Raw genomic sequence first — 23,076 nt, forward strand, 5'->3', positions numbered from 1 at the left:
ACCTGTTCGGCTTTCCTGTAACCCCCGGTTCCTGTGAATACCATCGACTCCTGACATATCGGCGCGTATTGTAGACATATATCCTGCGTGACGGGGATGCGTGGCGGTGGCGGGCGTGGCACCCGTGCGCCCTCACGCAGTTATCGCATCCGCGGGCACCGCGTCCTCAGGTACGATGTCGCGCCACTCGCCACGCCGCCACTCTCGGACTCGCTCACCGACCCACGAATTGCCATACTCCACGAGATCGGCCGCATTCGTGTAACTCTGCCCCTGAATCAGCACTGCCCTGAGAGCCGTCTCGACTTGCCGCTGGTAATTCGTCTCCTCACTATCCTCACTGTCGTCACTATCGTCGAGATGAACGCGAAAGGGCGCGGGGTCGTGTTCGTTGTAGCTCTCGGACGTGTCCGTGATTCCTTCGAAGTCACCGACCTGTTCCAGTGAGTCCTGTCCGCCGGGGCTCTCGTACAGCGTAGCTCTCCCAGGGTCTCGACGGGACGGCTTCTCAAGCACGATGGACGTGAGTCGTCGAATATCAGCGGCAGTGTCACGCCGCGTGTGTCCGATACCGAGGAACGACCCGCGTTTGGCGTGTTCGTCGCCCTCTTCCTGCTTCCGAATCAGTTTCAACTCTTTCGCAAAGTGATTCGTGAGTTCCTGGTCAGACCCGCGGCTGGTCAGAACTTGTGCTGCCTCATCGACCAGTGCCAACACCTGACCGGAGACTGACTGCATAGCGTCGAGCATCTCCCGATTCGAGTGGATCGTCTTGTCCGTGCCTTCCCAGTCGACATTCGAGATAACGGTGCCACCGGTGAGTGCCTTCCAGATTCGCACCACGTCGAGCGCGGTCGCCGTCTTACCCGCGCCGGGCGGGCCGACAATCAGCCCGACACATCCCTCGCGTGCTAATTCGCGTGCGACACGCGAGAGCGCGTCTTGGCCGTCTTCAGTGTGGTCGACCAGCCCAACGGCGTACTGCATCTGTGAGACGTTTCCATCTCCGACTGCCCGCGTGAGCGTTTCCGTCCCCGAGGGCTGTACGAGGTCTTGATATGCCTGATACTCCTGTACGTCGTCGTCAGCCACCAGTGCAAGGTGATTGAGCACGTTGCGGCGGCTGTCGTCACTGACCAGTCCAGCGTGTGGATACGCTTCTTTGGATTCGGACAGGTCAACGTCGCGCATTCGTTCACGCAGGTTCGCGGCCGCGTAGGCTTCCTGGTCGCTATCACTCATCGGTATCACCGTTCATCCGCACGCTGTCGGGGATCTCCTCACCAGAGTCCGCATCTGTCGGGTTCTGCTTGCGATTCGCCTGTTCGGAGAGATCCGCCTGTAAGTCGGTCTCTTCAAGTACCTCTTCGAGCTTGCGGTCGTAGGTCTCGGCGTCGAGCAGCGCCACGCGGTCGTACTCTTCGAGGAACGTTCGCCGTTCTTCCATGACTGCCTGCCGGACGAGACTCTTGCCACGGACTTCGAGTACATCCCGCTCGCGAGCGCGCTGTTCGAGCTTGCCGCGTATCTGCTCGATGCGTTCTTGCTCACGGATAAGTTCTGAGTCAGTGACCGACCCGCGCCAGGTAGCGACAGCGTGCAGCTGCTCCGGGTCGAACGCTTCGACTTCATAAGTCGGGTGCTTGGTTCCAGGCCACTCGTAGAGTTCACCGTCTTCGACGGTCAACTCGGCAAAGTCATTCGGGGTGAGTTCCCACATGCCCGGGTCGGCGTCTTCTTTGAGGCCGGGAACCACGATATGGCGCTTTGGCGGATTGTGGAGACGGTTCAACGCCGCCCACGCTGGCACGTACCCGAGCGCGCCCGCTCCGATAGTAGCGAGCGCGGCCGCCTGGACGGACTCGGGCACAGACGGGAGTGAGGGCAGACCGTACACCCACAACAGCACGCCACCGACCAAGAGCGACAGGAGCGCGGTGGCTCCAATCCAGTAGCGATAGGCGGTCAGGAGTTCGAGCGCCACCTGTCGCCGTGAGGGCTCGTATGGTCGCCGGTCGGTCATGCGATTCGGTACACCCCGTTGCGACCGCCGCGTTTGCGCCGCCACACGTCGAGCACGACCGCGACCAGAACGCCGACGCCCGAACCGATAGCGACCAGCCGGACAGTGTCCCATCCAGGATCACTCGTGAACATCGGGTCAGGAATCTCAATTGGGAGACCGTAGAGTGTCTGGTCGGTGGCTATCGACAGCGCCACGTACCCATCCGTCTCGGTCGCTGAGACTGACAGCCGGGTGCGTTCGTCCGGCTTGACCGTGACGGTCTCCTGGTCGACAGTGCCGCCTGCGAGCAGTCCGCCGCCGTCTGTGACCGTTATAGACTGAAGTCGGTCGGATTCAATCACGACCCACGCTGTTCCGCGTTCCTCGTTGTAGCCGTAGTCGTGAATCACGGTGTTCTGGTCGATGCGTTCGGCTGGTTGCTGGTCGGCGTCTGTTTCGTTACCCCCGTCTTGGACTTGTGCCGACGCACCGGTCGCGAACACGAACGCGAACCCGAGCACGAACGTGAGCACGATAAAGATGGCCGCGCACAACTGCGTGAGCGCGTGTCGCCGCATCTCACTCCCTCCGTGGGTCGTGCGGACTGGCGACGCTGGCGACGGCGATGATCAGCAGCAGCACGCCGATAACCATAATCGACATGAGCGAGCCGAGCAGTCCACCGAGCCCGAGTGACGGCAGTGACGGGCTCGGGAGACCGCCGAAACCGATTCCACCGCCGCCGCTCGTTCGATTCTCTTGGATCTGTTCTTCGAGTTCGTCGATTCGCTCTCCCAGGTCAACGATGAGTTCGTTCGTCTCGGAGACGTTTGCGACGCTGTAGGTTCGTTCGGGCGTGATGAGGTCGGGGTCCTCGATGACGTCACCGTTGGCGTCGTAGACGGCTTCGATTGTGAACAGCCCGTTCAGTGTCGCCACGTCGCCGTTCAGTGTCGCCACTGATTGGGAGCCGGGGAGGGCTTCGGAGTCGTAGGTTTTGTTCACTTCCCAACTGCCGTTCGGGGCTGGTTCGCCGCTCATCAGGACGCCCTCGTAGGTCGTGTTGAGTGCGCTGTCGTGTGCCTCGTAGCTGATTTCCATCCACGAGGTTCCGCTCAGGTCGTGGGCGGTCATTCCTCCGGCCGCGAGTGCCGCAATCGCTCCGCTGAACCCTTCGCCTTCGGTCAGGTAGTGGTTCATCAGATTGACGTTGCTCATCCACTCGCTGATGTTGACCGAGCCGCTGTTGATATCGTTGTAAGCGTTGTCGACGTAATCCGACACGTCCGCTGTGACATTCGAGTGCGTGGCTTTCAGGTCCGCGATTGGCTCGCTCCAGTGGGGGTGATACACGGTATCGATCTGTTCGGTGAACTCGCTGTTTGTGGGTGGTTGAGAGACGATGATGTTCCCGCCTGCGTGCATCCCTTGGACGTAATTGAGGCTCCCTGACCCGTCCTGAATGTGGGTGATACCGTTAATTGGGTCATACTCGAAGGCGAGATCGTACCGTTCACCGGATTTTGACCCGACGCCGGAGTACGTGAGCGACATATCAATCTGCGTTAAATTGATGGTCGAGCCATTCACCAGCGTGTAGTCCGTCGTCGAGAGGCTATCTATCGTCACCTGTTCGCCTGCCGCGGTTTGCCCATCTCCAGAGAACTGGATGTTCAGAGCCGACGAGAGTCCGTCGACGACATACTCATCAAACTGGCTTTGCTGTGTTGCCAGTGAGTTGATGCTGGCGGCGTTGGTGTTCCAGGCTTCGAGGAAGTTCTGTTCTTTGACCGCGTAGTAGTCTCCGACAGCTTCCTGTGCTGCGATTTTGGTCTCAGTCAGTGAACTCCCATTCTGAATCGACTGACCGATTGCTCGCTCTGCGACCAACCACGCCACGTCTTCGGTGTCCTTCACGTAGTTGTTGAAGACAGTCAGGAACGGCTCATTAATGCCGTACTGGGAAGCCGCAGACTGGTAGATTTGCGTTTTTGTCTGGAGGTCTTGCGTATCTGCCTGATCCGTCGAGCATCCATCTCCGATGTTCAGAAACTCCCCGATTTTACAGGAGTCCGGAATAAGCAGTCCGTCCGATTCACCGACTGGTGACACGTCGGCGTCGACGGCTGCGAGCCCACCGAACAGCGAGAGCGTGAGCACGAGGGCCAAGACGGGCGCGAACGCGCGACCCATCTCAGTACCTCCGTGAGCCGACGGCGATGAGTCCACCGACGAGCACGACCAGGACGCCACCGCCGACCAACTGCCCTGCCGTGCCAACGTCCGGACTCGACGGGAGCATTCCGCCACCGCCGACGCCGGTCTGCACCTGGATACGGGCAATCTCGACGGTTTCGGCTTCGCCGCCGGTCACATTCACGCGGTACTGGTCGTATGCGGTCGTGTTGAGATTGCTGTACTCGAATGCGTCTGTGCCGCTCGGCGCGTCGAGCGTTCCGTTCGCCACTTCGGTTTCGTTTCCAGCACTGTTGACGCTGTAGACGGTCACGTCGAGCACAGCCGACGTGTTGAGTGCGGTCGCTCGCACCGCTTCGGTGTCGTTGTCCACGTCGAGCGTTTCGTCCCAACTGGTCGTGTTGGTCGTTTCCTGAGCGCTGACCGCTCCGATACCACTGACGCCCGCGACCGCCGCGAGCGAGATCGTCAAGAGTCCGAGCAGGACTGTGTAGTGTGTTCGATTCATGATTACCCGAGATAGGCGAGTGCGTAGAATCCAGCAGACTGTACGACGACGGCGATGAGTCCCGCGAACTCGTTCCCGAGCAGCGCGTCGAGCAGCGGGAAAAACGGGGGTGCGATGACCAGCCCGATGGTCACGATTGCCACCCACGTTTCAACTGCGCCCATCTTGTCGAAGTTGGGTCTGTTCGTTGCGAAGGCCGTCGCGAGCGCGAGCAGGCTGATAATCTTCGCCGCGGAGATGCCCCCGCCGTCCGGCAGGTTGATAAGCGGGTCTGCGAAGTTGAATCCGAACAGCGAGAACTCGACCAGGCCGACGGCAATCGCCGCCGACAGGACGAACCACGGGCTCACGACCGAATCGTTCAGGTCGAGTTTCCCCCGCGTCATAGTGCTCCCCTCCGATACTGTGCGACTGTCGTATGTCCCGACGGTGGGACAGAGAGACCATTAGGCATGGTCTCGTGCGTGTTCCGGGGAGTTCGGTTTAAGACAGGTGGATGCGAAGCTATCGCTGTCCACCGTTTAATAAAAAGAAAAGTTATCGTAGCGATTACGAGCCCGAGTCTTCGGAGAGGGTGGCCGTGTCGCCCTCCCCGTTATCCCACGCGACCGTGACTTCATAATCTGAACCAACACCGGATAATGTGATGCGATCACCTGCTCCAATCTCACTCGCGGGTTTCAGTGATCCGCCAGTATTGCTGTTTATTGTCTGCCACGTATTCCCTGCACTCCCACCGAGATTGTTCCCGCGGATGTAAATATCGCCCGCAGGCACCGCCTCACCGCTATCAACGGTAATGGTTAGATCATTTGATTCGTAATCGAACTCGAAGCTCGTTGTCGGTTGTACTTCATTAGCTGAGTCCCCCAGCCCGAGCACAAACGATGCGATCACCGCCGCGAGAATGACCGTGATTGCCACCATCAGAATCACACCGATGACGGGGCTGACGGCATCCTCGTCTGATAGCACTTGTTTGAACTGCATGCGAACGAATCAAATCGGGAGAATAATATAAATCCTAATGGGAAGTCAGTTACTGATAATTGAAATCGGCTGTTTTTGGGTGGTAGAGCGCTTACTATGTTGGAATCAAGATAAGAAGATATAAGACATCCAGATAACATATCCAGTTGCGGCGGAAGCCGCAACACTGCCGCGTCGTCGTCTTGAGGATGGGGGACTCGCATGCACCCCTCCTCAATCGCATTTTCGCGTGAACAACCGCCGTAAATTGACTTGCTGGTTCTCATAACTCCCTCGTCAGTTACCAGAACCAACGTGCGAGATGGATCGAATATATCTACCGTCGAGATCTGTTTCATTCCCAATTGCCAAAGATAAAATATCTGTTGTATAGATGTGTATTGAAACAGTTCTTTTAACATAGCTGAAATTCACCATACAGCCATGTTTGGACAAGATAGCCAAACGTATCAAACAGTAGTTGACTTGCTTGAGGCATGGAGACCGTCACAGGATTATGGACACGAGAGTAAATTTCAGCAGGAACTATCGGAGTATCTTGATGAACAACTAAATTCCCAGACTAATAGCGGATTTGGTGATATGTTAGGTGGAGGTGGGAGTAACTATGTGGTCAACCGAGAACGGGGAAATTCCCGTGGGGATGTCGTTGTTAATGATACAGTCGGGGTTGAGATGAAGCGTCATTTTTCCAACTCCCAGAAGAAAAAACTCCGAGGACAACTGGAAGACTATGCGGACAATTATCCCTATGTGATTGCCCTTGCATGCGGTATTGACGATATGGATGGGTGGCGAGAGCTAGAGAACAAATTTACAAAAAACCGCGGCCCGGGAATCGGAATGAACCAGACCAAATTTAGCTTTATTGTCAAACGGCGAGAGAATTTTGGCGAACCGCATAACTTCGGAGGTGGCAGTGGCTTCGGTGATATTCCAGGGTTTTGATATCTATGGCCAACGAAGATCCACTTCAAGGGCTACCTGATTGGCTCGTCCTATTGATGCTGATCTTATTCCTTATCGGTGCTGCTATCGTCCTATTCTTTTGACTATATTGGCTCTGTTGAAACCCTCAAAACTGATAGAAACGACGTGCGAGATACAGAGGATGGATGCAACACGGTAAGTACATTTTATTCAGAAATTTCTACTGGCCCGGCCGTCATGTGTGTTTGCCAACCGAACAAAAGGGACGTGTAAGGTGGTCTACTAAGAGGGTCTCGCTTCAGGAGAATCGAGTGCAAAATCAAGTTTGAGGAGGGTTTCGTTAGGGAGATAATTGTAATCTGACTTCATGTATTCGTGAATCGTAACTGGATCGATGGCGGTCATCCCTTCTTGATAGGTTACGTCAATACCAGACTGGACGAAAAATATCATCTTTCCAGCAGTAGCATATTCTACATACGAGTCTGGTTCAAGTCCTGCCGAGCCCGTTTTTACCTGGAGATATCCCGGGACCGATTCACCGTCTACCTCTTTGCGCATCTCACACTCGATCTTGGCCTGTGAGTTACTGGTACTTGATTTGATGAGCCGCCAGCCTTCTGACTGGAGGTAACTGATCACGATATCCTCTGTTTCCTCACTCCCCAAAATATCGAATAAACGGGTCGTCTCGGCAGAATTGATTTTTCGAGAGATCTCCTTTCGATCTAGGTCCCCGTCAGATTCGAGGTTATCTTGGGAGTGCAAGGATCTAATCACCTGTTTAGCATCTTCGGTGATTCCCTTGTCCATCTCGCTCAAGGTTCCGAACCGGCCCGAGAATTTCCGGCGGACATATCCCGGGACGAGCGCGTATGGTACGTCAACCCAGTCGACCTTTCTGAAATGTTGGATATCTCGTTCGTCGTACTGGTCGAATTCATCGGCAGAAAGATTCGCAGCGACTCTCCAGTCACTTTCAATTTTACAAAGGGCAAAGTGGTTGTTCTCGTTTACCCACACGAAATCTCCTACGTCCATTTCCTTCAGAATGTATCGGAGTGGTGCATTCATTCGACCATCTTCCAATAACCTTCCTGTGGGCTCTCCTTCCTCCAATCGCCGTTCGTATACCTGCCGGTGGGTCTCGTAGACCTCGTCAATAGAATCGTATTCCTGATCTTCAAGAGACCACCCGACGCCGATTATCTCCTTCTCCTTACAGAATCTAAAGGGGTCCGACCCTTCTTCAGCTGCACCAGGTTGTAGCTTCATCCCATATACGGTGAAATCCAATTCGGACATATCGACACAGGCGTCCGCTTGAAATTTCAAACTATCGGCCGTTGAATACGTCTACTATATCTCAGGTAAGCCTATCTCGATTTGAATCGACCTCACTGCGAGATAAGCGCCTTCTATTCAGCATACCTACTGGAATCTATCACCGACTTAGACGTTCAACAAAGTCACTATCCTACTTCGCACCCGCTCACCTGAATGTCCGTCTCAACTGAGAGGGGAATCTGCTTGGTCGAGAGGATATCAGCAACTTCGGCCAGCTCTTCCGCTGAAAGTTCTCCCGCGAGATATTCGATTGCATCTTGTTTGTTCCGTAGGTCTTGTTCTGCGTGAATACAAGCAGCGTCGATACCGCCGGTCTTTGTCGATTCCCCCAGTTTGTCCGCCACTCGCTCGTAGAGGTCTTCTCGATACGACTGGTTCCCGTCCGTGTTGATTCGCATATTTGCACATCGGCTTCCAGAACCTAGTTTTTTCGACTTACTGGATGGGGTAATTTCGGGGTGAATCGGGTCGGAGTTCGCCACGATCGGGCCGACGACCTGCTCGACCAGGAACCGAGCGGGAAATCTCGCACATCAAACGACCGGGGTTGATGTGCAGATTCGGGAATCCGTCTTTCTCGGCGCGCAACCCCCCGGGGGGGGAAGGAAGAAAAATAGGAGTAACATGCCGAATACAGGGCGCATAGGTGGTACGAGAAGGTATTCGCTCAGTATAGATTGAGGCCGTCCAAAATATTGAAGAAGAGGATCGAATACTCAATACTACAATTTTGGTCCCTGAAGACGACTTGGCACCCGACCCAGTTAATGAGGGGAACGCCGATCTGCATACGACTACAGGAGAACATAATACCGACAGCGGGGTGGGCATCTCGGCAAGAATGCTGCAGTACCGGTACGTCTATCGGCGTAAAAGACCGCTGTTTCCTATTTCAGTAGGCTTATTGCTTGGGCTTTTCTGCTATCGTGCCAATAGCTATTAACCTTCTGTAAAGTTATATAGAACAGTGGGTCGATGTAGAGACAGCATGTTTCCAGAGCAAACATATGACATACACACCACCAAATAACATCGAACCGCGTGCCCCTCAGGATGTCCAAGACGGGGAAGTCCGCTCGAAACTCCGCGAATTACTCGGAGTGACAGATCCACCAGAAGACCTGAGGTATTCGCTCGGTCAGGAGAGGATACAGGAGGATCTTCAATTCGAGGAGATACAGTTTGAGAATTCGATAGGTGAAACAGTGACAGGGAAACTCATCGTTCCTCAGGGTAAATCTAATGCGGACAAACCGGCTATCGTGTGCACCCCCGGAACATCCGGTAACGCAAACCGTCTTACCGAAGAAACTTTTCGTCGGGAAGAGGACGGTCCGCTTCGAGGTTGGGCACGAGAACTCTCACGCCGAGGATATGTGACGCTCTCGTTGACTCTTCACTTGAACAAGAGTAGACAAGGGAATGGAGAAAACTACATCGAGCGAAAGACAGCGTTCTTAGCTCCGTATGGTATCTCGACGATGGGCCTTCTCGTAGATGAAGTTCTTCGCGGTGTCCAAATACTATCAGATCACGCAGCGGTGGATTCCGAACGTATTGGTCTTACGGGAATGTCACTCGGCGGTAATGCCACTTGGTACTCGTTTGCCTGCGAACCAAATATTCCCGTGGCGGCCCCGATCTGTGGATCCGTTGGAAGTCTCCACGAACAAATTCTATTCGGTAATCGGCACAGGCATGGGACTCATTTTTATATCCCTCATATGCTTCGCTATTTCGACCATCCCACGATAGTTCGTAAGTGTATCACCCCACGACCTTTCTTTGTCGTTGCACCTATGGACGACGAGGATATGCCAGCCACGGGCGTCGATAGAATGGTTGAGGAAGCCATTCCGGCATACGAGCGCGCAGGAACGCGAGCCAACTTTGCCGTCCACCGCCCTGATGGAACTCACGAGTTTCGACAGGATTACTTCGAGCGAATGGCAGATTGGTTTGAGACTCACCTTTAGACATAGATTATTCTAATTGAGAGTTTTCTTAACCTGTTTGAGAATCACGATCTGGAAAGTACCCGATACGTCGATAGGCTAATCAAGCGAAAAATACTGAGTAAAGAATCCCAAGATACAGGCTAGGCGGTTCCGACGATTACCAGGAATCGTCGCGACGTGCTATCTGACTCTTTGACTCCTCAAGCGAGAGCCCGCCTTCGATTGTAGTCGGTTCAATAGACATGTATCGTTTGTCATATGGGTACTCCGAGATAGAGTTCGAGCGCGCAATTGCTAGTCCAAGTCCTGGCTGGAAGAAAGGATTTCGCATGAGTGATTGTGCTTTGTCGTCTGGATGAGCAAAGTGGAAATCGTCATAGATCATTCCCCAGTTTGCGGGACTTCCAGCGTAAGGGACTTGTGGAAGGGTCTGATTGAATGTCCAAGATAGTTGTTCTAAGATTTCAGTCCGACGCTCCTCTTCAACCGGTGTCCCCAACTCCTGTGTGAGCGAACGAACCTCGACAGTTTGTGAACCTGAATCTTCACCGATTGGCGGCACCTCGACTGTCTCTGGAGGATTGTGCGTGTTCCCGATGAGGAACCCGTCGATCCAAGCCACACGATAGGCGTAGTACGGATGAGGCTGGCCCCCTCCGAAGTAATTCTGCGCGACTTCGTACTCGCCGTTTGGCATTGTGGACGACCAGAACTGGGAACCCGGTGTTCCGTTAATATTGACGGTGAATCCGATTTCACCCATCCAAGACTGTACCTGACGCATTGCATTCATATGCGAACTAACGGTTGACGGTGCGCCGATCGGGATGACAATCTCTTCCCCTTGATGGAGCCACGTGTCGCCGTCGCGCTCGAACGCACTGTTATTGTCGACGAGACTCTGCATTTCTGCTTCGGCCGCCTCAAAGTCCTGCTCGACATATGACGTTAAATTACTGAGGAATTCCTCTGATAAGTACTGCTCTGAGAGGACATCCCACATACCTGTCGCGGTTGAATTCGGAAATCCGATCGGACCGTAACTTGTCGCGGCGATGGAAGGCACATCGATCGCGTATGCCATCGCTCGGCGGAACTCTCTTCTCCCAAATACGGGGTGATCAAGCTTGAAGCACATTGCGGCCCCACGATAATTCGGCCGAAGTGACCACGTATACGTGTCCGGGAACTGTTCATTAATCGTCTCATCCTCTGGCGGAGATGAAGATCCGAGGTTAATATTACCAGTGAACCACGCTTGTCGTAGAGCCGAGGCATCTGCAAAGTACTGGAGATGAATCGCCGGGTAGTTAGGTTCAGTGACTGCCCAGTCTGGGAACTGGTACTCAACTTTGTCACTTTCCTCAATCTGTTGCTGGAGTTCCTCGTATGGGTAGTCCTCAAACGGTTCAAGAACGACTCGACTCTCTTGGGTTTCTGAGTGCTGGAATGCGCCCGTCCCTATTGGCGGATCCTCTTGATACTGGGAAACCGCACTCACTGCCTCGTCTCGTGCGGTGGTTCCCTCATCGGTGTTTTCGATCTCTTCAAGCATATCGCCATATTCCGCGTATGATGTGCTTATGGTCCGCGGTTGATCAGTAGTAAACAGGGCTAACTCAAGGAGTTCGTTTGAGATCGTATCAGTTGTCATAATCTCGACCGTGTAGTCGTCCGATGCCTCTACGGTTTCGATTATGTCGCCAATACCACCAAGATACTGTTCAAGTCTGAGCTGGGTAACGACATCTTGTGCGTTGAAGTCGTTTCCATTATGCCATGTCCAGAAATCACCGAGATGGAGTCTGAAGTGATCGCCGTTTTCAACCCATTCCCAGTCAGCTGCCAAGAACGGGAAGAACTCTCCTGTCTTTGTTGAGTACCAGGCAAGGGGGGTGTACAGCAGCGGTTCCCCGTATGACGCCTGATTATTCGTATTGTAGTAGTTCCACTGGGCATTTTGTGGCGGTGTGCTAAAACGAGAGATCATCGGACGATCGACTTGGGGCGGAAAGTCCTCAGACATCCCGTCATCGCCACTACCGTCACCCGATCCGTCGCCACTACCGTCACCCGATCCGTCGCCACTACCGTCACCCGATCCGTCGCCACTACCGTCATCGCCGTCGTCACCGCTACAGCCCGCGAGTGCTATTACAGAACCAGTTGATCCAAGGAGTGCAAGCGTTCTCCTCCTAGATACGTTACTAAGAGAAGGATCAGTATTGTCATCGTTTACCATGGCTGAATTCCACAATTTATAATGATAGATAATAAGTGTTTCTGTTCCTTACTTATTACATATCGTATAACTATGTGTGGCTGTACTTTATTAATCACAACACGTGTATTTCTGACTGTATTTTATCACTATCTATTACTATCTGCTACGCATAACTGGTGTATATTCTACTATTCAAACCTATCAAACTCTATTTAACTCTCTACAATATCCATCTTGAGCTATTTCGATAATTCGATTAGCGAAGACGGTATTAACATCAATACAGATAGCTTATGTTTTCTGGATTACTTCTGACGGGATGAGTCTAACACCGTGGCAGTCTAGCGGACACAACAAACTACGTGAGTTATTCGATCCTGTTTATTTAATCAGTGGCGTCTTCGAGCGTTTTGGCTTCAACTTCCCCTGAAAGATATCCCTTCCCACGTTCCGTAATTCGGTAGAGACCTTCGTCTTCCTTCTCGACAAGCTGAGCATCCAACAGTATTGCGAGCCGTTCGCTTACGTAATGTCGAGAATAGTCTGTGTTGACCGCCAGGATTCGAGGAGAGAGAACCATGTTCGAGCCTTCTAAAGATTCGAGAAGTCGGTCGTCAGCCTGAGTCATCCAAGATACCCGTGGTCTCCGCATATGAGATAATCGTTCGACGGTTCCGTAGTTCCATCGGCAGGGTATATACGCATACCATACGCTATATCTTAACGTATGTTAGGGTTTTAAGTAAAGTGGGCGTGAGAGAGGTCTTGAGGGGGGATACCCGGCCCTGCGTGAGTTGGTCGCTGAAAAAGAGTTGGTCAACCGACGGCCCTATGTCGGTCGGGTGTCGCTCACTCGGAGCGAACACATGACAGAAACGCATGCCCGCCGCCTTGAAACAGGTGGCAGCAAGCGCGGGAGAACCGAAAGTAAGCGCCGTTGCTCTGTTCCGCTAAGTTATTCGACCACGATTGACCGGAGGGGTCAGGCGTGAGTGACCTGCAACCGCTCGCGCCGGAAGATGGGATGCAATTGTATCTCCAACACCGGGAAGGGGAGGTCTCCGACCAGACGCTTCAATCTCACCGATACCGGATTGAGCCGTTTGTCGAATGGTGTGAGTCGGAGGGGATATTCAATCTGAACGACTTGACCGGCCGGAACCTCCACAGTTACCGAGTCTACCGTCGGGAGGAAGACGACTTGAAGCCGGTCACGCTACAGGGGCAGTTGTCGACCCTTCGGGTCTTCTTGAAGTTCTGTGCCTCCGTCGACGCGGTTCCGGAGGGCCTTCGAGAGAAGATACTACTCCCGAAGGTGGCCCCGGAGAATCAGGCCAGTAAAACGACGCTCGAACCTGATAGAGCCGATCAGATTCTTGAGTACCTTGAGACCTACAAGTTCGCGGGTCGGTCGCACGTGCTCATGACGCTTCTCTGGAAGACGGGGGTTCGGATGGGGAGCATTCGAGCGATCGACCTGGCGGACTTCGATTTCAGTGAGCCCGCCGTCGAGATCGTCCATCGACCGGAGCAGGACACTCCGCTCAAGAACCAAGAGCGCGGGGAGCGTTGGGTCGCCCTTCGGTCGTACACTGCTGACCTGATTGAGAAGTACATCAAGGGGCCGCGAATTGATGGAAGAGACGAATACGACCGGGAACCGTTACTAACCACTCCGCAAGGGCGGGTGTCGCGGTCGTGTATTCGAGATACGGTCTACGTGCTCACTCGCCCGTGCAAGTATGGCGAGTGTCCGCACGAGGGGTATGACCCGGAGACCTGCGAGGCTACTGACCGGACGTTTGCGAGTAAGTGCCCGTCGTCTCGGTCGCCTCACGATGTTCGGTCAGGTGCGATCACGTCGCACCTGCTCGATGAGGTTCCGGTCGAAGTCGTGAGCGGGAGAATGGACGTTACGCAGTCGGTCCTGGATAGACACTACGACCGCCGAAGTGAGCGCGAGAAGATGGAGCAGCGACGCAAGTTCATCAACGACTAACCCATGTTCAACGGAGAAACACAGTCACGTCTTGCAGAATCGTTTGGAAACCACTACACCGTGTCGGTCCACTTCAACTTCTTGTCATTTCCGTCCCACGCAGAACTGGGTTTTCAGCCATCTCTACCGTCCGAAAACAGCAGAATTAGAACATTGCGAAACTCGATTTCTGAGCAATTCACACGGTTTCTTTGTGGCTCCCTCCGCTGTCGTGCGATCAATCCAGCCACATTTAATGGGGGTGGCGCATGACGGACTGGAGTCCGTTCGTCGCGTACATCTGTCATATTATTGTCTATAAGTGGCTATATAGCACTCATAGTAGGCCTTAACAAACGACCGCGATTCACTTCGAGTCGCATGCCCTCCATGAACCGACGAGCGTTTCTTGCAAGTTCGAGTGCAGCACTCTGTGCCACGAGCGGTTGTATCGCCCTCGGGTCTTCTCCGACCCCGGCACACTGGGTGACGGTGTATCTGAAGGACACGGCTGAACCACACGACGTCTCTGTCACAGTGAACGACGGGAGTGGGGAGGTGCTGTTCGAGAACGACTATCGGCTCTCGGACAGCAACGAGGCCGACGAGGACGCTCCGTTCCTCGAATCAACCGATCCTGAGACGATCATCGTTACCGTCGACGGCACGCAATTCGAGCGCGACTGGCCGGGGTTCGAACAGCCACAACTCCCCTGTGACGGCCCGAATTCGAGTGGTATCGAAGTCTGGGTCGATATCAGCCCCGACGGCACATCGGAGATTCGACTGGAAGCCGACTGCCAGCACGTTACGATGGAGTGATCCCAGATGTTCTCTCCCCCGCTGGCTGCGAGTGAGTTCGTGATGGTCCAGCTGTTCGGACTCGTCTTCGCCGCAGTCGGCGTGTTGAATCTCCTGCGTCCCCGGGAGATGACTGCCTATACGATCCGACGACGAACCGGCGGCGCTGTCGAGGGACAGATCGAACCGACGCAAGCCCGTCTCGCGTTCACCCGTCTCATCGGTGGCGTCATGGTCGTCATCGGACTCGGACTCGTAGCGGGGATGCTCGGACCCTGAGACGGTCGATCGGGCGCAGGGCTGAGATGGTGAGGTATCAAAACGGCGAGACGGCGTCGTTCATCATCGAGAACGCGCTGGCGTTCTCGTAGACTTTGAACCCGCCCTCGTCGATTCGCATCGGGAAGATGTCGCTTTCGATGTCGTGTTTGCGCATCTTCTCGACCCAGAGATAGCGCCTGACGCTCTGGTCGGTCGAGCGCTGAAAGAGATAGAGACTGCCGTCTGCGAGGAAGTTCTCGATGTCGACGTCAGTCTGCGTGAAGATATCGCCCTGTTCTTTGGTTATCAGCGTCGTCAGCCCGTTCGCGGAGAGCACTTCCGTCAACTTCAGCAGGTCCTGGCGCTTCTCGCGGTCGTCAGCCATGAACATGGTGAACATGTTCAGCGAGTCAAACAGCAGGCGGTCGTAGCGGTCCTCCCGGGTGAGTTCGGTCAACAGCGGCTCCAGCGAGGCGTTGTAGTCCTCTGAATCGATCAGCATCTCCTTGTCGAACACGGTGATTCGACCGCTCTCGACGTACTCACCCCAGCGTTCGAGCCCGAACGATTCTGCGGCGTCGCGGATGTCCGCCGCTCGCTCCTCGAAGGAAAAATAGATCCCGTCTTCGTCGTACTGATCGACGCCGTTGTACAGATACTCGGAGCCGAGCAGACTCTTTCCGGTGCCCGGATTCCCGTTCACTAGCGTCGTGGAGTCTCGAACGAGTCCGCCGTGCAGGATGCGGTCGAGCCCATCGATCCCGGTTTCGGTGAGTGCTACCATGATAGAACCGTCGAGACGGGGGTGTTCGATCTGACGATTGTCACCAGTCTCTCCGTGAGCGGACGGCCGCGCTCGTGGACCAGTGTACGGCGAGCGACACACAGCAGACGGCTCAGCCGGTTCATCTTCTATATCTGATTGGCACTCGTAAATATAAATCCTTGTGCATGATACGCACAACACTCCGGATGGGATCTCTCCCGGATGAACGTGTGCGAACAACTCCCACATTTATGCGTTGGGCTTCCCTATACTCGAGAGTGGCTTCCCGGTATGAGTAAGCTTCCACCGACAATCCGGATTCTTCATGTCGACGATGACCCGGCGTTTCTCGACGTGACAGCGACAGCCCTCGAACGGGAACACGACCGGTTCGTTATCGAGACGGCGACAACCGCACGCGATGGGCTGGATACGCTCCGGGAGACGGATATCGACTGTGTCGTCGCAGATTACGACATGTCGGGGCAGAACGGTATCGAATTTCTCGAAACTGTCCGTGAGGAGTCCCCCGACATCCCGTTTATTCTGTTCACTGGCAAAGGCTCTGAATCGATCGCAAGTGACGCGATCACTGCTGGCGTGACCGATTATCTGCAGAAGGACGGGGACACGAGCCAGTTCACCGTCCTCGGAAATCGGATTCTGAACGCGGTCGAACAGTACCACGCGACGCATGCGCTCGAAGCAAGCCAGAAGCGTCTCTCCCTGTTCGTCGAGCAGTCGCCGCTGGGTGTCATCGAGTGGGACGACACGTTCACTGTCGTCGACAGCAACGACGCCGCAGCGGAGATTCTCGGCTATTCGGCGGCGCAACTCCGGGGCAAGTCCTGGCAGTTCATCGTCCCCGAATCGGACCGCGATGTCGTCGACGAGGTGGTTTCGACCCTGCTCGAAGCGGAGGGTGGCTATCACAGCATCAACGAGAACGTCCGTGCGGACGGCGAGCGAATCATCTGCGAGTGGCACAACCGTGTCGTCACCGACGACGACGGGGAGGTCGTCGCCATCTTCTCACAGTTTCAGGACATCACAGAGCGCAAGCAACACGAACGGCAACTCGAAGAGACGACCGCTCGACTGGAAGCGCTGTTTGAGGAATCGCCAGACATGATCGACATTCACGATGCGGAGGGAACGATCGTCGATACGAATCCTCGGCTCGCCGAGAAGACAGGCTACGACCGGGAGGAACTCGTCGGGATGCAGGTCTGGGACCTCGACCAGAGCGTCGATTCGGACGAGATCACCGACGTCTGGCAGGAGATGGACGAGGGCGACCAGCGTCGACTGGAGGGGCAGTATCGGTGCAAGGACGGGTCGACGGTTCCGGTTGAGGTGCACATTCGTCGCATCGACCTGGCCGGAACCGACCGGTTCGTCGTGATCAGCAGGGATATCACCGACCAGAAAGCACGCGAACGGGAACTCAGACAGCAAAACGAACGCCTCGACGATTTCGCGAGCGTCATCAGTCACGACCTCCGGAACCCGCTGAATGTGGCCGGTCTGCGCCTCGACCTGGCCATGGACGAGTGCAACAGTGACCACCTCGATGACGTCTCGAACGCGCTCGACCGCATGGAATCGCTGGTCGAGGATCTGCTCGTTCTCGCACGCGAGGGCGAGCGAGCGGAGAACATGGAACCGGTTGATCTCGCGAATCTCGCCGAGCAGTGCTGGCAGACCATCGAAACCAGCGATGCGGTGCTCGTGACGGACATCGACTGTCAGATCCGTGCAGACCAGAGCCAACTGCAGCAACTGTTCGAGAATCTGGTGCAGAACGCGGTCGAGCACGGCGGGCCGGACGTTACCATCACCATCACCGGGATAGACGGCGGGTTCGCAATCGAAGACGACGGCCCCGGGATCACAGACCAGCAGCACGACCAGATCTTCGAGGCCGGGTACTCGACTGCCGAGGAGGGGATCGGACTCGGCTTGCGGATCGTCGAGCGGGTGGTCAACGCTCACGGCTGGGAGATTCAGGTGACAGAGAGCGCCGAGGGCGGCGCACGCTTCGAGATTACCGGCGTGGAAGCAGTCGACTATTGAGTTTCTGTCCCGGACTGCATCTCAGGGAACAGCCAGCACCGTAGCCGCTCGCGACAGCGTGAGATAAAGACAGAAATCAGCGGCGACCCAAGACGAGCTATGGCCGCTCCGCGACTCGTGTACGACGACGACTGTGGCTTCTGCAAGTGGTGTGTGACGTGGCTCCTCCGGTTTGGTGAGTTCGAACCGGTCGGGTTCGAGGAGTTGACCCCTGACCAGCGGGCACGACTCCCCGACGACTACGACCAGTGTATGCACCTGCTGACTGACGACGCGGTGTACTCCTGCGGGGTGGGGTTCGAGCAATCGCTCGCTCGGTGTGGCAGATTCGGGAGCGTCGTCGTCTCGCTCTGCCGACGGCTCCCCTACTGGGACACCATTCGCGAGCGTGGATACCGCTGGGTCGCCGACAGGCGCGCGGTCTGGGGGCGGGTTCGCTCGTGTGAGGCAGTCGAATAGCCGTCTGTGACCGACGTCAGAGTCACCCGCACAGGTCGATTCCGGCGGTGCGGTAGGTCTGAAATGGCTCGAAGCCGAGTCGGTCGTAAAAGGGGAGGTGGTCGGTCCAGTCGATGACACAGTGGTCGTACCCCGCGGCCGCCAGCCGGTCGACGACGGCGGCCGTCGCGTACAGCCCTAGCCCCTCGCCACGGTAGTCCTCGTGAACGCCGAGCGGGCCGACACCGCAGTAGCTATCGCCAAACTGTGCGCCCCAGTTCAGGTTCGGACCGCGATACGGCCCGTCGTGGCGGTTCGAGCGGACGAAGGCGACGGGTTCGTCACCTGTTCGCAGGAGCCAGTAGTCGCTCGCGCCGCCGGGGCGTCGGCAGATGTTCGCCGCCTCGTACTGCCACCGGCCGGGAAACTGGTCGGCGAGCAGGCGGTGCAGGTCAGAGTCATGATCCGTCGCGCTGACGAGTTCGAGGTCCGACCGCTCGTCGCGGACTGCTCGACAGCGGTCGGGAACAGCGTAGTCCGCAAGATCACGGTGGAGGTCGTAGACGCGCCCCTTGACGTCGAGACCAGCCTCGGTAAGTGTCTCGACGTGGCTCTCCGGCAGTTGCTCGGGAATCCCGGCGAGGAGATGCTGTGGTGCGCCGCCGACGGAGAGTTCCGAGATGTCCCGTTCCCGTAGATCCGTCGTGATCCAGTCGAGCAGCTCTCGCCCGGCCGCGCGGTCCGTGAACGCAAACAGGGAGAGCCACGCCGTGTCCGTGGCGTCGTATGTCGGCGTCGCGCGGTTGAGTCGCTTCAGGACGGCGAAGGCACGCGGCTCCGACCCGACCGCAAGACAGCAAACGGAGACGCCATCGAACGGGGCGAACAGACTCCGCTCGACGTGCCACTTCTCGATACCGAGACCCGGAACTGTCTCGTTCCAGCGGTCGACCCCGGCGGCAATCGCCCGTCGCTCGGTCACCCGCTCCACAGCACAACCCATGTGCCCCGTACCGGTCTCGGGGAGTTAACTGTGGCGTCACCGAACGATTTAGCGCTGTCGGCTGTGTGAAGACACACCTATCACGCTCGACAGCGAGGGCACGATATGAGCAATCGAGTCGCTCTGGTCACCGGCGGCAGTTCGGGGATCGGTCGCGGAATCGCCCGCAGACTCGCGCGTGAGGGGACGGACATCGCGGTGCTCGACGTCGAGCGCGAACCGGCGACGAGCGAGGTGTACGGGGCAGAATCCGAGCGACCGACCGACGAACTGGTGACAGCCGAATCGGGCGTCGATGCCGAGTACGTCCAGACGGACGTGAGCGACGCCGAATCAGTGGAGGCGGCGGTGGCGACGACGCTCGATTCGTTCGGCCGGATCGACGTACTCGTCAACAACGCTGGTATCCACATCGACGGGACAAACCGGACGCTCTCACCCGAGGAGTGGGACCAGCAACTCGACGTCAACCTCAAGGGGCAGTTTCTCACCGTCAAATACGCCGGGGACCACCTCGCAGAGTCGCCAGCGGGCCGCATCGTCAACGTCAGTTCGATCAACGCAACCTTCGGCGGGATGGGGCCAGCGTACGCGGCGAGCAAGGCCGGAATCGTCAACTTGACGCGCGATATGGCCGCGGAGTTCGCTGAGGCCGGTGTGACCGCGAATGCGGTGCTTCCGGGCGTGATCAAGACGGCGATGCAGGACGACGCAAGCGAGACCAAACGCGAGATAGAGCGCGAACGGACACTGCTGGACCGTGTGGGGGACCCCGAAGACGTCGCCCACGCGGTGGCGTTTTTCGCGAGCGAACGCGCCGAGTGGATCACGGGCGCACAGCTCGTCGTCGACGGCGGCTATCTCGCCAGTCGTCGATGACTACGTTGCCGATCTTCTAATCGATGCCAAGAAGGTGCCCTTTTCACCCCGGGTCGCCGAGTGGGTACTAATGAGTACTCGCGACGAGCGGATCCGACTTGCGACACGCGGGTCAGCGCTCGCCATGCGGCAGGCCGAGACAGTCAAATCGCTCCTTTCGGAGCGGCGGCTGTCTGCCGAACTCGCCGAGGTGGAGACGACCGGCGACCAGATCAGCGACGAACTGATCCACCAACTTGGTACGACTGGCGCGTTCGTCCGCAGCCTCGACGAGAAGGTGCTTTCGGGCGAACTCGACGGCTCGATTCACTCGATGAAGGACATGCCGACCGACCAGCCCGACGAACTCGTCATCGCCGGAATCCCCGAGCGCGGCCCGCCGAACGACGTGCTCGTCACGCCGAACGGAACGCCACTCGCGGACCTGCCCGAGGGCGCGACGGTTGGCACGGCGAGTCTCCGCCGGGAAGCGCAGTTGCGCGCCGAGCGCCCCGACCTGAACATCGAACCGCTCCGGGGGAACGTCGACACCCGCGTGCAGAAACTGCTCGCCCCGGAACTCACCCGGGAGTATACCGCGCGGCTGGACGCCGAGGAGGCGGACGACGAATCCAGCGACGGAGACGACGAAACCGAGTACGACCGCTCCCCACAGGAGTGGTTCGACGACCTCGCCGAGATCGAACGGCAGGCTCTGGAGCGGTCGCCAGACACTGAATACGACGCCATCTGTCTGGCCGAGGCGGGGCTGAAACGGAGCGGACTGCTCCACCATCTCGAATACGAACCGCTCCGACCGACGCAGTTCGTGCCCGCTCCGGCACAGGGCGCAATTGCGGTGACAGCCCTCGACGGTGACCTCGCAGAGCGCATCTACAGCATTCTCGACCACGCGCCGACGCGGGTCGAGACAACCGTCGAGCGAACGATCCTGGCCGAACTCGGCGGCGGGTGTGTCGCGCCGGTCGGCATCTACGCACGCCTCCGGGGCGACGTGGTCGACACTGTCGTTCGCGTCCTCTCCCGCGATGGGTCCGAGGAGATCCGCGAAACCCGGGAACTCCCCGTCGACCGGTACGGCGACGCCGCCCGTGAGTTCGGAGCGGACCTGCGCGAGAAGGGCGGTGCCGAACTCATCGAACAGGCACGCCGAGAGGACACAGACGAGGCGAAGCGATCATGAGCGAGGGCGGAACCAGGGACAGAACAGCGGACACGGCAGACGAGCAGACGGCCGACGGGATGGTGTATCTCGTCGGCAGCGGGCCGGGCGACCCCGAACTGCTGACAGTCGCCGCCCGGCGACTGCTCGACGAGGCCGACGTCATCCTCCACGACAAACTCCCCGGCCCGGACATTCTGGAGGACATCGACTCCGAGCGCCGCGAGGACGTCGGCACGCGCGGCCACGGCGACCGGACGCCACAGTCCTACGTCAACGAGCGGATGGTCGAACTCGTCCGCGACGGAAAGACCGTCGTCCGACTCAAGGGCGGTGACCCGACAGTCTTCGGTCGGGGTGGCGAGGAGATGCGCTATCTCGCCGACCACGGCGTCCGCTTCGAAGTTGTTCCCGGCGTCACCTCGGCGATTGCGGGCCCCGCCGTCGCTGGCATCCCCGTGACGCACCGCGACCACGCCTCCTCGGTCACCTTCGTCACCGGCCACGAGGACCCGACGAAGCCCGAATCCGCGGTCGACTGGGAGGCCATCGCGGCGACGGGCGGCACCATCGTCGTGTTGATGGGTGTCACCAGACTGCCCGAGTACCGCGATGCGCTCGTCGACGCGGGGATGGACCCGGAGACGCCCGCCGCGCTCGTCGAACGGGCGACCTGGCCCGACCAGCAGGTCGCGACGGGGACGCTCGAAACAATCGTCGACGCCTGTGACGAGGTCGGCATCGAACCACCCGCAGTGACGGTCATCGGCGAGGTGGCAAAAACCAGAGACGACGTCGTGGCCTTCATGCACCAGAACCATGTCTGACAAGCCAACTGTCGCGGTGTTTCGACCGGACGACGAACGACTCGAATCCGCGCGGCGAACACTCGAATCGCTCGGTCTCGAACCGCTCGGTGACCCGATGCTCGCCGTGGTGTCCACGGGCGAACGACCCCGCGAGGACGCTGAATTCACCGTACTGACCTCCAAAACGGGCGTCGAACTCGCTGCCGATGTGGGCTTTGACCCGGCGGGGACGGTCTGTGCCATCGGTGAGGCGACTGCGGCGGCGCTGCGCGAGGCTGGCTACCGCGTCGATATCGTCCCGGAGACGTACTCCTCGGAAGGACTGGTCGAGACACTCGGCGAGTCGGTCGCAGGCGCGCGCGTCGAGGTCGCACGGTCGGACCACGGCGCGGACGTGTTACTCGACGGTCTCGAACACGCTGGCGCGTACGTCCACGAGACTGTCCTCTATCGACTGGTTCGGCCGCCGGAATCGGGCATCTCGGTCGAACGCGCCGCCGCAGGCGACCTGGACGGGGCGCTGTTTACCTCCTCGCTGACTGTCGAACACTTCGTGGAGGCCGCACGGGAGCAGGGACGCGCCGATGCTGCCCGCGAGGGCCTGAACGACGCCGTCGTCGGCGCAATCGGCGAACCGACCCAGGACACTGCCGAAGCCGCTGACATCTCGGTCGATGTCGTTCCGGAGCAGGCCGACTTCGACCAACTAGCGCAGGCCGTCGCTGATCGCCTGTGAGGAACGATA

General features: G+C 57.4%; 24 protein-coding genes. 11 read left to right on the top strand and 13 right to left on the bottom strand.

Features of this window, described 5'->3' with window-relative positions; translation table 11 throughout:
* Window positions 1–132: 132 nt before the first annotated feature.
* From ACMGFL_RS03195 to ACMGFL_RS03225, 7 genes are all read right to left on the bottom strand, one after another.
* A complete protein-coding gene (locus ACMGFL_RS03195; RefSeq protein ID WP_436934090.1) occupies window positions 133–1,242 on the bottom strand; it encodes an AAA family ATPase in 1,110 nt (369 codons plus the stop codon).
* Window positions 1,235–2,023: a DUF8125 domain-containing protein gene (locus ACMGFL_RS03200; RefSeq protein ID WP_436934091.1), complete on the bottom strand. Its 789-nt coding sequence runs from the start codon at window positions 2,021–2,023 to the stop codon at window positions 1,235–1,237. Before ACMGFL_RS03200 ends, ACMGFL_RS03195 begins: the two co-directional genes overlap by 8 nt.
* Entirely contained in the window at window positions 2,020–2,583 is a 564-nt protein-coding gene (locus tag ACMGFL_RS03205) for a DUF8063 family protein (RefSeq protein ID WP_436934092.1), read from the bottom strand. The genes ACMGFL_RS03200 and ACMGFL_RS03205 overlap by 4 nt, the downstream gene beginning before the upstream one ends.
* 1 nt (window position 2,584) lies before the next feature.
* A complete protein-coding gene (locus tag ACMGFL_RS03210; RefSeq protein ID WP_436934093.1) occupies window positions 2,585–4,198 on the bottom strand; it encodes an Env/VP5 family phage fusion protein in 1,614 nt (537 codons plus the stop codon).
* Window position 4,199: 1 nt separating this feature from the next.
* Window positions 4,200–4,709, bottom strand: a complete 510-nt coding sequence (locus tag ACMGFL_RS03215) for a hypothetical protein (protein WP_436934094.1) — start codon at window positions 4,707–4,709, stop codon at window positions 4,200–4,202.
* A 2-nt stretch (window positions 4,710–4,711) separates the two neighbouring features.
* On the bottom strand, window positions 4,712–5,095 hold the full coding sequence (locus ACMGFL_RS03220) for a DUF8023 family protein (RefSeq protein ID WP_436934095.1): 384 nt from the start codon (window positions 5,093–5,095) through the stop codon (window positions 4,712–4,714).
* A 163-nt stretch (window positions 5,096–5,258) separates the two neighbouring features.
* On the bottom strand, window positions 5,259–5,699 hold the full coding sequence (locus ACMGFL_RS03225; protein ID WP_436934096.1) for a type IV pilin domain-containing protein: 441 nt from the start codon (window positions 5,697–5,699) through the stop codon (window positions 5,259–5,261).
* Window positions 5,700–6,122: 423 nt separating this feature from the next.
* On the opposite strand from ACMGFL_RS03225, the gene ACMGFL_RS03230 reads away from it, so the two are divergent.
* Window positions 6,123–6,647, top strand: a complete 525-nt coding sequence (locus ACMGFL_RS03230) for a hypothetical protein (RefSeq protein ID WP_436934097.1) — start codon at window positions 6,123–6,125, stop codon at window positions 6,645–6,647.
* A gap of 264 nt (window positions 6,648–6,911) precedes the next feature.
* On the opposite strand, the gene ACMGFL_RS03235 is transcribed toward ACMGFL_RS03230, so the two are convergent.
* Window positions 6,912–7,934, bottom strand: a complete 1,023-nt coding sequence (locus ACMGFL_RS03235) for a DUF8426 domain-containing protein (RefSeq protein ID WP_436934098.1) — start codon at window positions 7,932–7,934, stop codon at window positions 6,912–6,914.
* Between the two features lie 167 nt (window positions 7,935–8,101).
* Window positions 8,102–8,374, bottom strand: a complete 273-nt coding sequence (locus tag ACMGFL_RS03240; protein ID WP_436934099.1) for a DUF7692 domain-containing protein — start codon at window positions 8,372–8,374, stop codon at window positions 8,102–8,104.
* Between the two features lie 609 nt (window positions 8,375–8,983).
* Here ACMGFL_RS03240 and ACMGFL_RS03245 point away from each other — a divergent pair.
* On the top strand, window positions 8,984–9,952 hold the full coding sequence (locus tag ACMGFL_RS03245) for an alpha/beta hydrolase family protein (RefSeq protein WP_436934100.1): 969 nt from the start codon (window positions 8,984–8,986) through the stop codon (window positions 9,950–9,952).
* Window positions 9,953–10,091: 139 nt separating this feature from the next.
* Here the strand turns inward: ACMGFL_RS03245 and ACMGFL_RS03250 are convergent, their stop codons facing one another.
* Together ACMGFL_RS03250 and ACMGFL_RS03255 are read right to left on the bottom strand one after the other, a co-directional pair.
* A complete protein-coding gene (locus ACMGFL_RS03250; protein ID WP_436934101.1) occupies window positions 10,092–12,176 on the bottom strand; it encodes an ABC transporter substrate-binding protein in 2,085 nt (694 codons plus the stop codon).
* Between the two features lie 367 nt (window positions 12,177–12,543).
* Window positions 12,544–12,810 carry a winged helix-turn-helix domain-containing protein gene (locus tag ACMGFL_RS03255; RefSeq protein ID WP_495849326.1) on the bottom strand — a complete coding sequence of 89 codons (267 nt, stop codon included), beginning with the start codon at window positions 12,808–12,810 and terminating at the stop codon, window positions 12,544–12,546.
* 372 nt (window positions 12,811–13,182) lie between these two features.
* On the opposite strand from ACMGFL_RS03255, the gene ACMGFL_RS03260 reads away from it, so the two are divergent.
* The 3 genes from ACMGFL_RS03260 to ACMGFL_RS03270 all read left to right on the top strand — a co-directional run bounded on the left by ACMGFL_RS03260 (window position 13,183) and on the right by ACMGFL_RS03270 (window position 15,216).
* Window positions 13,183–14,157 carry a tyrosine-type recombinase/integrase gene (locus ACMGFL_RS03260; protein ID WP_436936410.1) on the top strand — a complete coding sequence of 325 codons (975 nt, stop codon included), beginning with the start codon at window positions 13,183–13,185 and terminating at the stop codon, window positions 14,155–14,157.
* A gap of 360 nt (window positions 14,158–14,517) precedes the next feature.
* The gene (locus tag ACMGFL_RS03265; RefSeq protein WP_436934103.1) at window positions 14,518–14,958 is read left to right on the top strand and encodes a hypothetical protein; all 441 of its coding nucleotides are present in this window, start codon (window positions 14,518–14,520) and stop codon (window positions 14,956–14,958) included.
* 42 nt (window positions 14,959–15,000) lie between these two features.
* The gene (locus ACMGFL_RS03270) at window positions 15,001–15,216 is read left to right on the top strand and encodes a DUF6199 family natural product biosynthesis protein (RefSeq protein WP_436934104.1); all 216 of its coding nucleotides are present in this window, start codon (window positions 15,001–15,003) and stop codon (window positions 15,214–15,216) included.
* Window positions 15,217–15,253: 37 nt separating this feature from the next.
* Here the strand turns inward: ACMGFL_RS03270 and ACMGFL_RS03275 are convergent, their stop codons facing one another.
* The gene (locus ACMGFL_RS03275) at window positions 15,254–15,982 is read right to left on the bottom strand and encodes an RAD55 family ATPase (protein WP_436934105.1); all 729 of its coding nucleotides are present in this window, start codon (window positions 15,980–15,982) and stop codon (window positions 15,254–15,256) included.
* A 273-nt stretch (window positions 15,983–16,255) separates the two neighbouring features.
* Here ACMGFL_RS03275 and ACMGFL_RS03280 point away from each other — a divergent pair, with 273 nt between their 5' ends.
* Window positions 16,256–18,040, top strand: a complete 1,785-nt coding sequence (locus ACMGFL_RS03280) for a PAS domain S-box protein (protein WP_436934106.1) — start codon at window positions 16,256–16,258, stop codon at window positions 18,038–18,040.
* Window positions 18,041–18,139: 99 nt separating this feature from the next.
* On the top strand, window positions 18,140–18,499 hold the full coding sequence (locus tag ACMGFL_RS03285; RefSeq protein ID WP_436934107.1) for a thiol-disulfide oxidoreductase DCC family protein: 360 nt from the start codon (window positions 18,140–18,142) through the stop codon (window positions 18,497–18,499).
* A 22-nt stretch (window positions 18,500–18,521) separates the two neighbouring features.
* On the opposite strand, the gene ACMGFL_RS03290 is transcribed toward ACMGFL_RS03285, so the two are convergent.
* Entirely contained in the window at window positions 18,522–19,481 is a 960-nt protein-coding gene (locus tag ACMGFL_RS03290) for a GNAT family N-acetyltransferase (RefSeq protein ID WP_436934108.1), read from the bottom strand.
* Between the two features lie 105 nt (window positions 19,482–19,586).
* Here ACMGFL_RS03290 and ACMGFL_RS03295 point away from each other — a divergent pair, with 105 nt between their 5' ends.
* The 4 genes from ACMGFL_RS03295 (at window position 19,587) to ACMGFL_RS03310 (ending at window position 23,067) form a co-directional block, all read left to right on the top strand.
* The gene (locus ACMGFL_RS03295; RefSeq protein WP_436934109.1) at window positions 19,587–20,360 is read left to right on the top strand and encodes an SDR family NAD(P)-dependent oxidoreductase; all 774 of its coding nucleotides are present in this window, start codon (window positions 19,587–19,589) and stop codon (window positions 20,358–20,360) included.
* A 70-nt stretch (window positions 20,361–20,430) separates the two neighbouring features.
* The gene (gene hemC, locus ACMGFL_RS03300) at window positions 20,431–21,543 is read left to right on the top strand and encodes a hydroxymethylbilane synthase (RefSeq protein WP_436934110.1); all 1,113 of its coding nucleotides are present in this window, start codon (window positions 20,431–20,433) and stop codon (window positions 21,541–21,543) included.
* Window positions 21,540–22,349, top strand: coding sequence for a uroporphyrinogen-III C-methyltransferase (gene cobA / locus ACMGFL_RS03305; RefSeq protein WP_436934111.1), 810 nt, complete (start codon window positions 21,540–21,542; stop codon window positions 22,347–22,349). The genes hemC and cobA overlap by 4 nt, the downstream gene beginning before the upstream one ends.
* Window positions 22,342–23,067 (top strand): uroporphyrinogen-III synthase, encoded by a 726-nt coding sequence (locus ACMGFL_RS03310; protein ID WP_436934112.1) that lies wholly within the window; start codon window positions 22,342–22,344, stop codon window positions 23,065–23,067. The genes cobA and ACMGFL_RS03310 overlap by 8 nt, the downstream gene beginning before the upstream one ends.
* The last annotated feature ends 9 nt before the right edge of the window (window positions 23,068–23,076 follow it).

This window comes from Halovenus marina, assembly GCF_051414115.1.
Taxonomy (GTDB): Archaea; Halobacteriota; Halobacteria; order Halobacteriales; family Haloarculaceae; genus Halovenus; species Halovenus marina.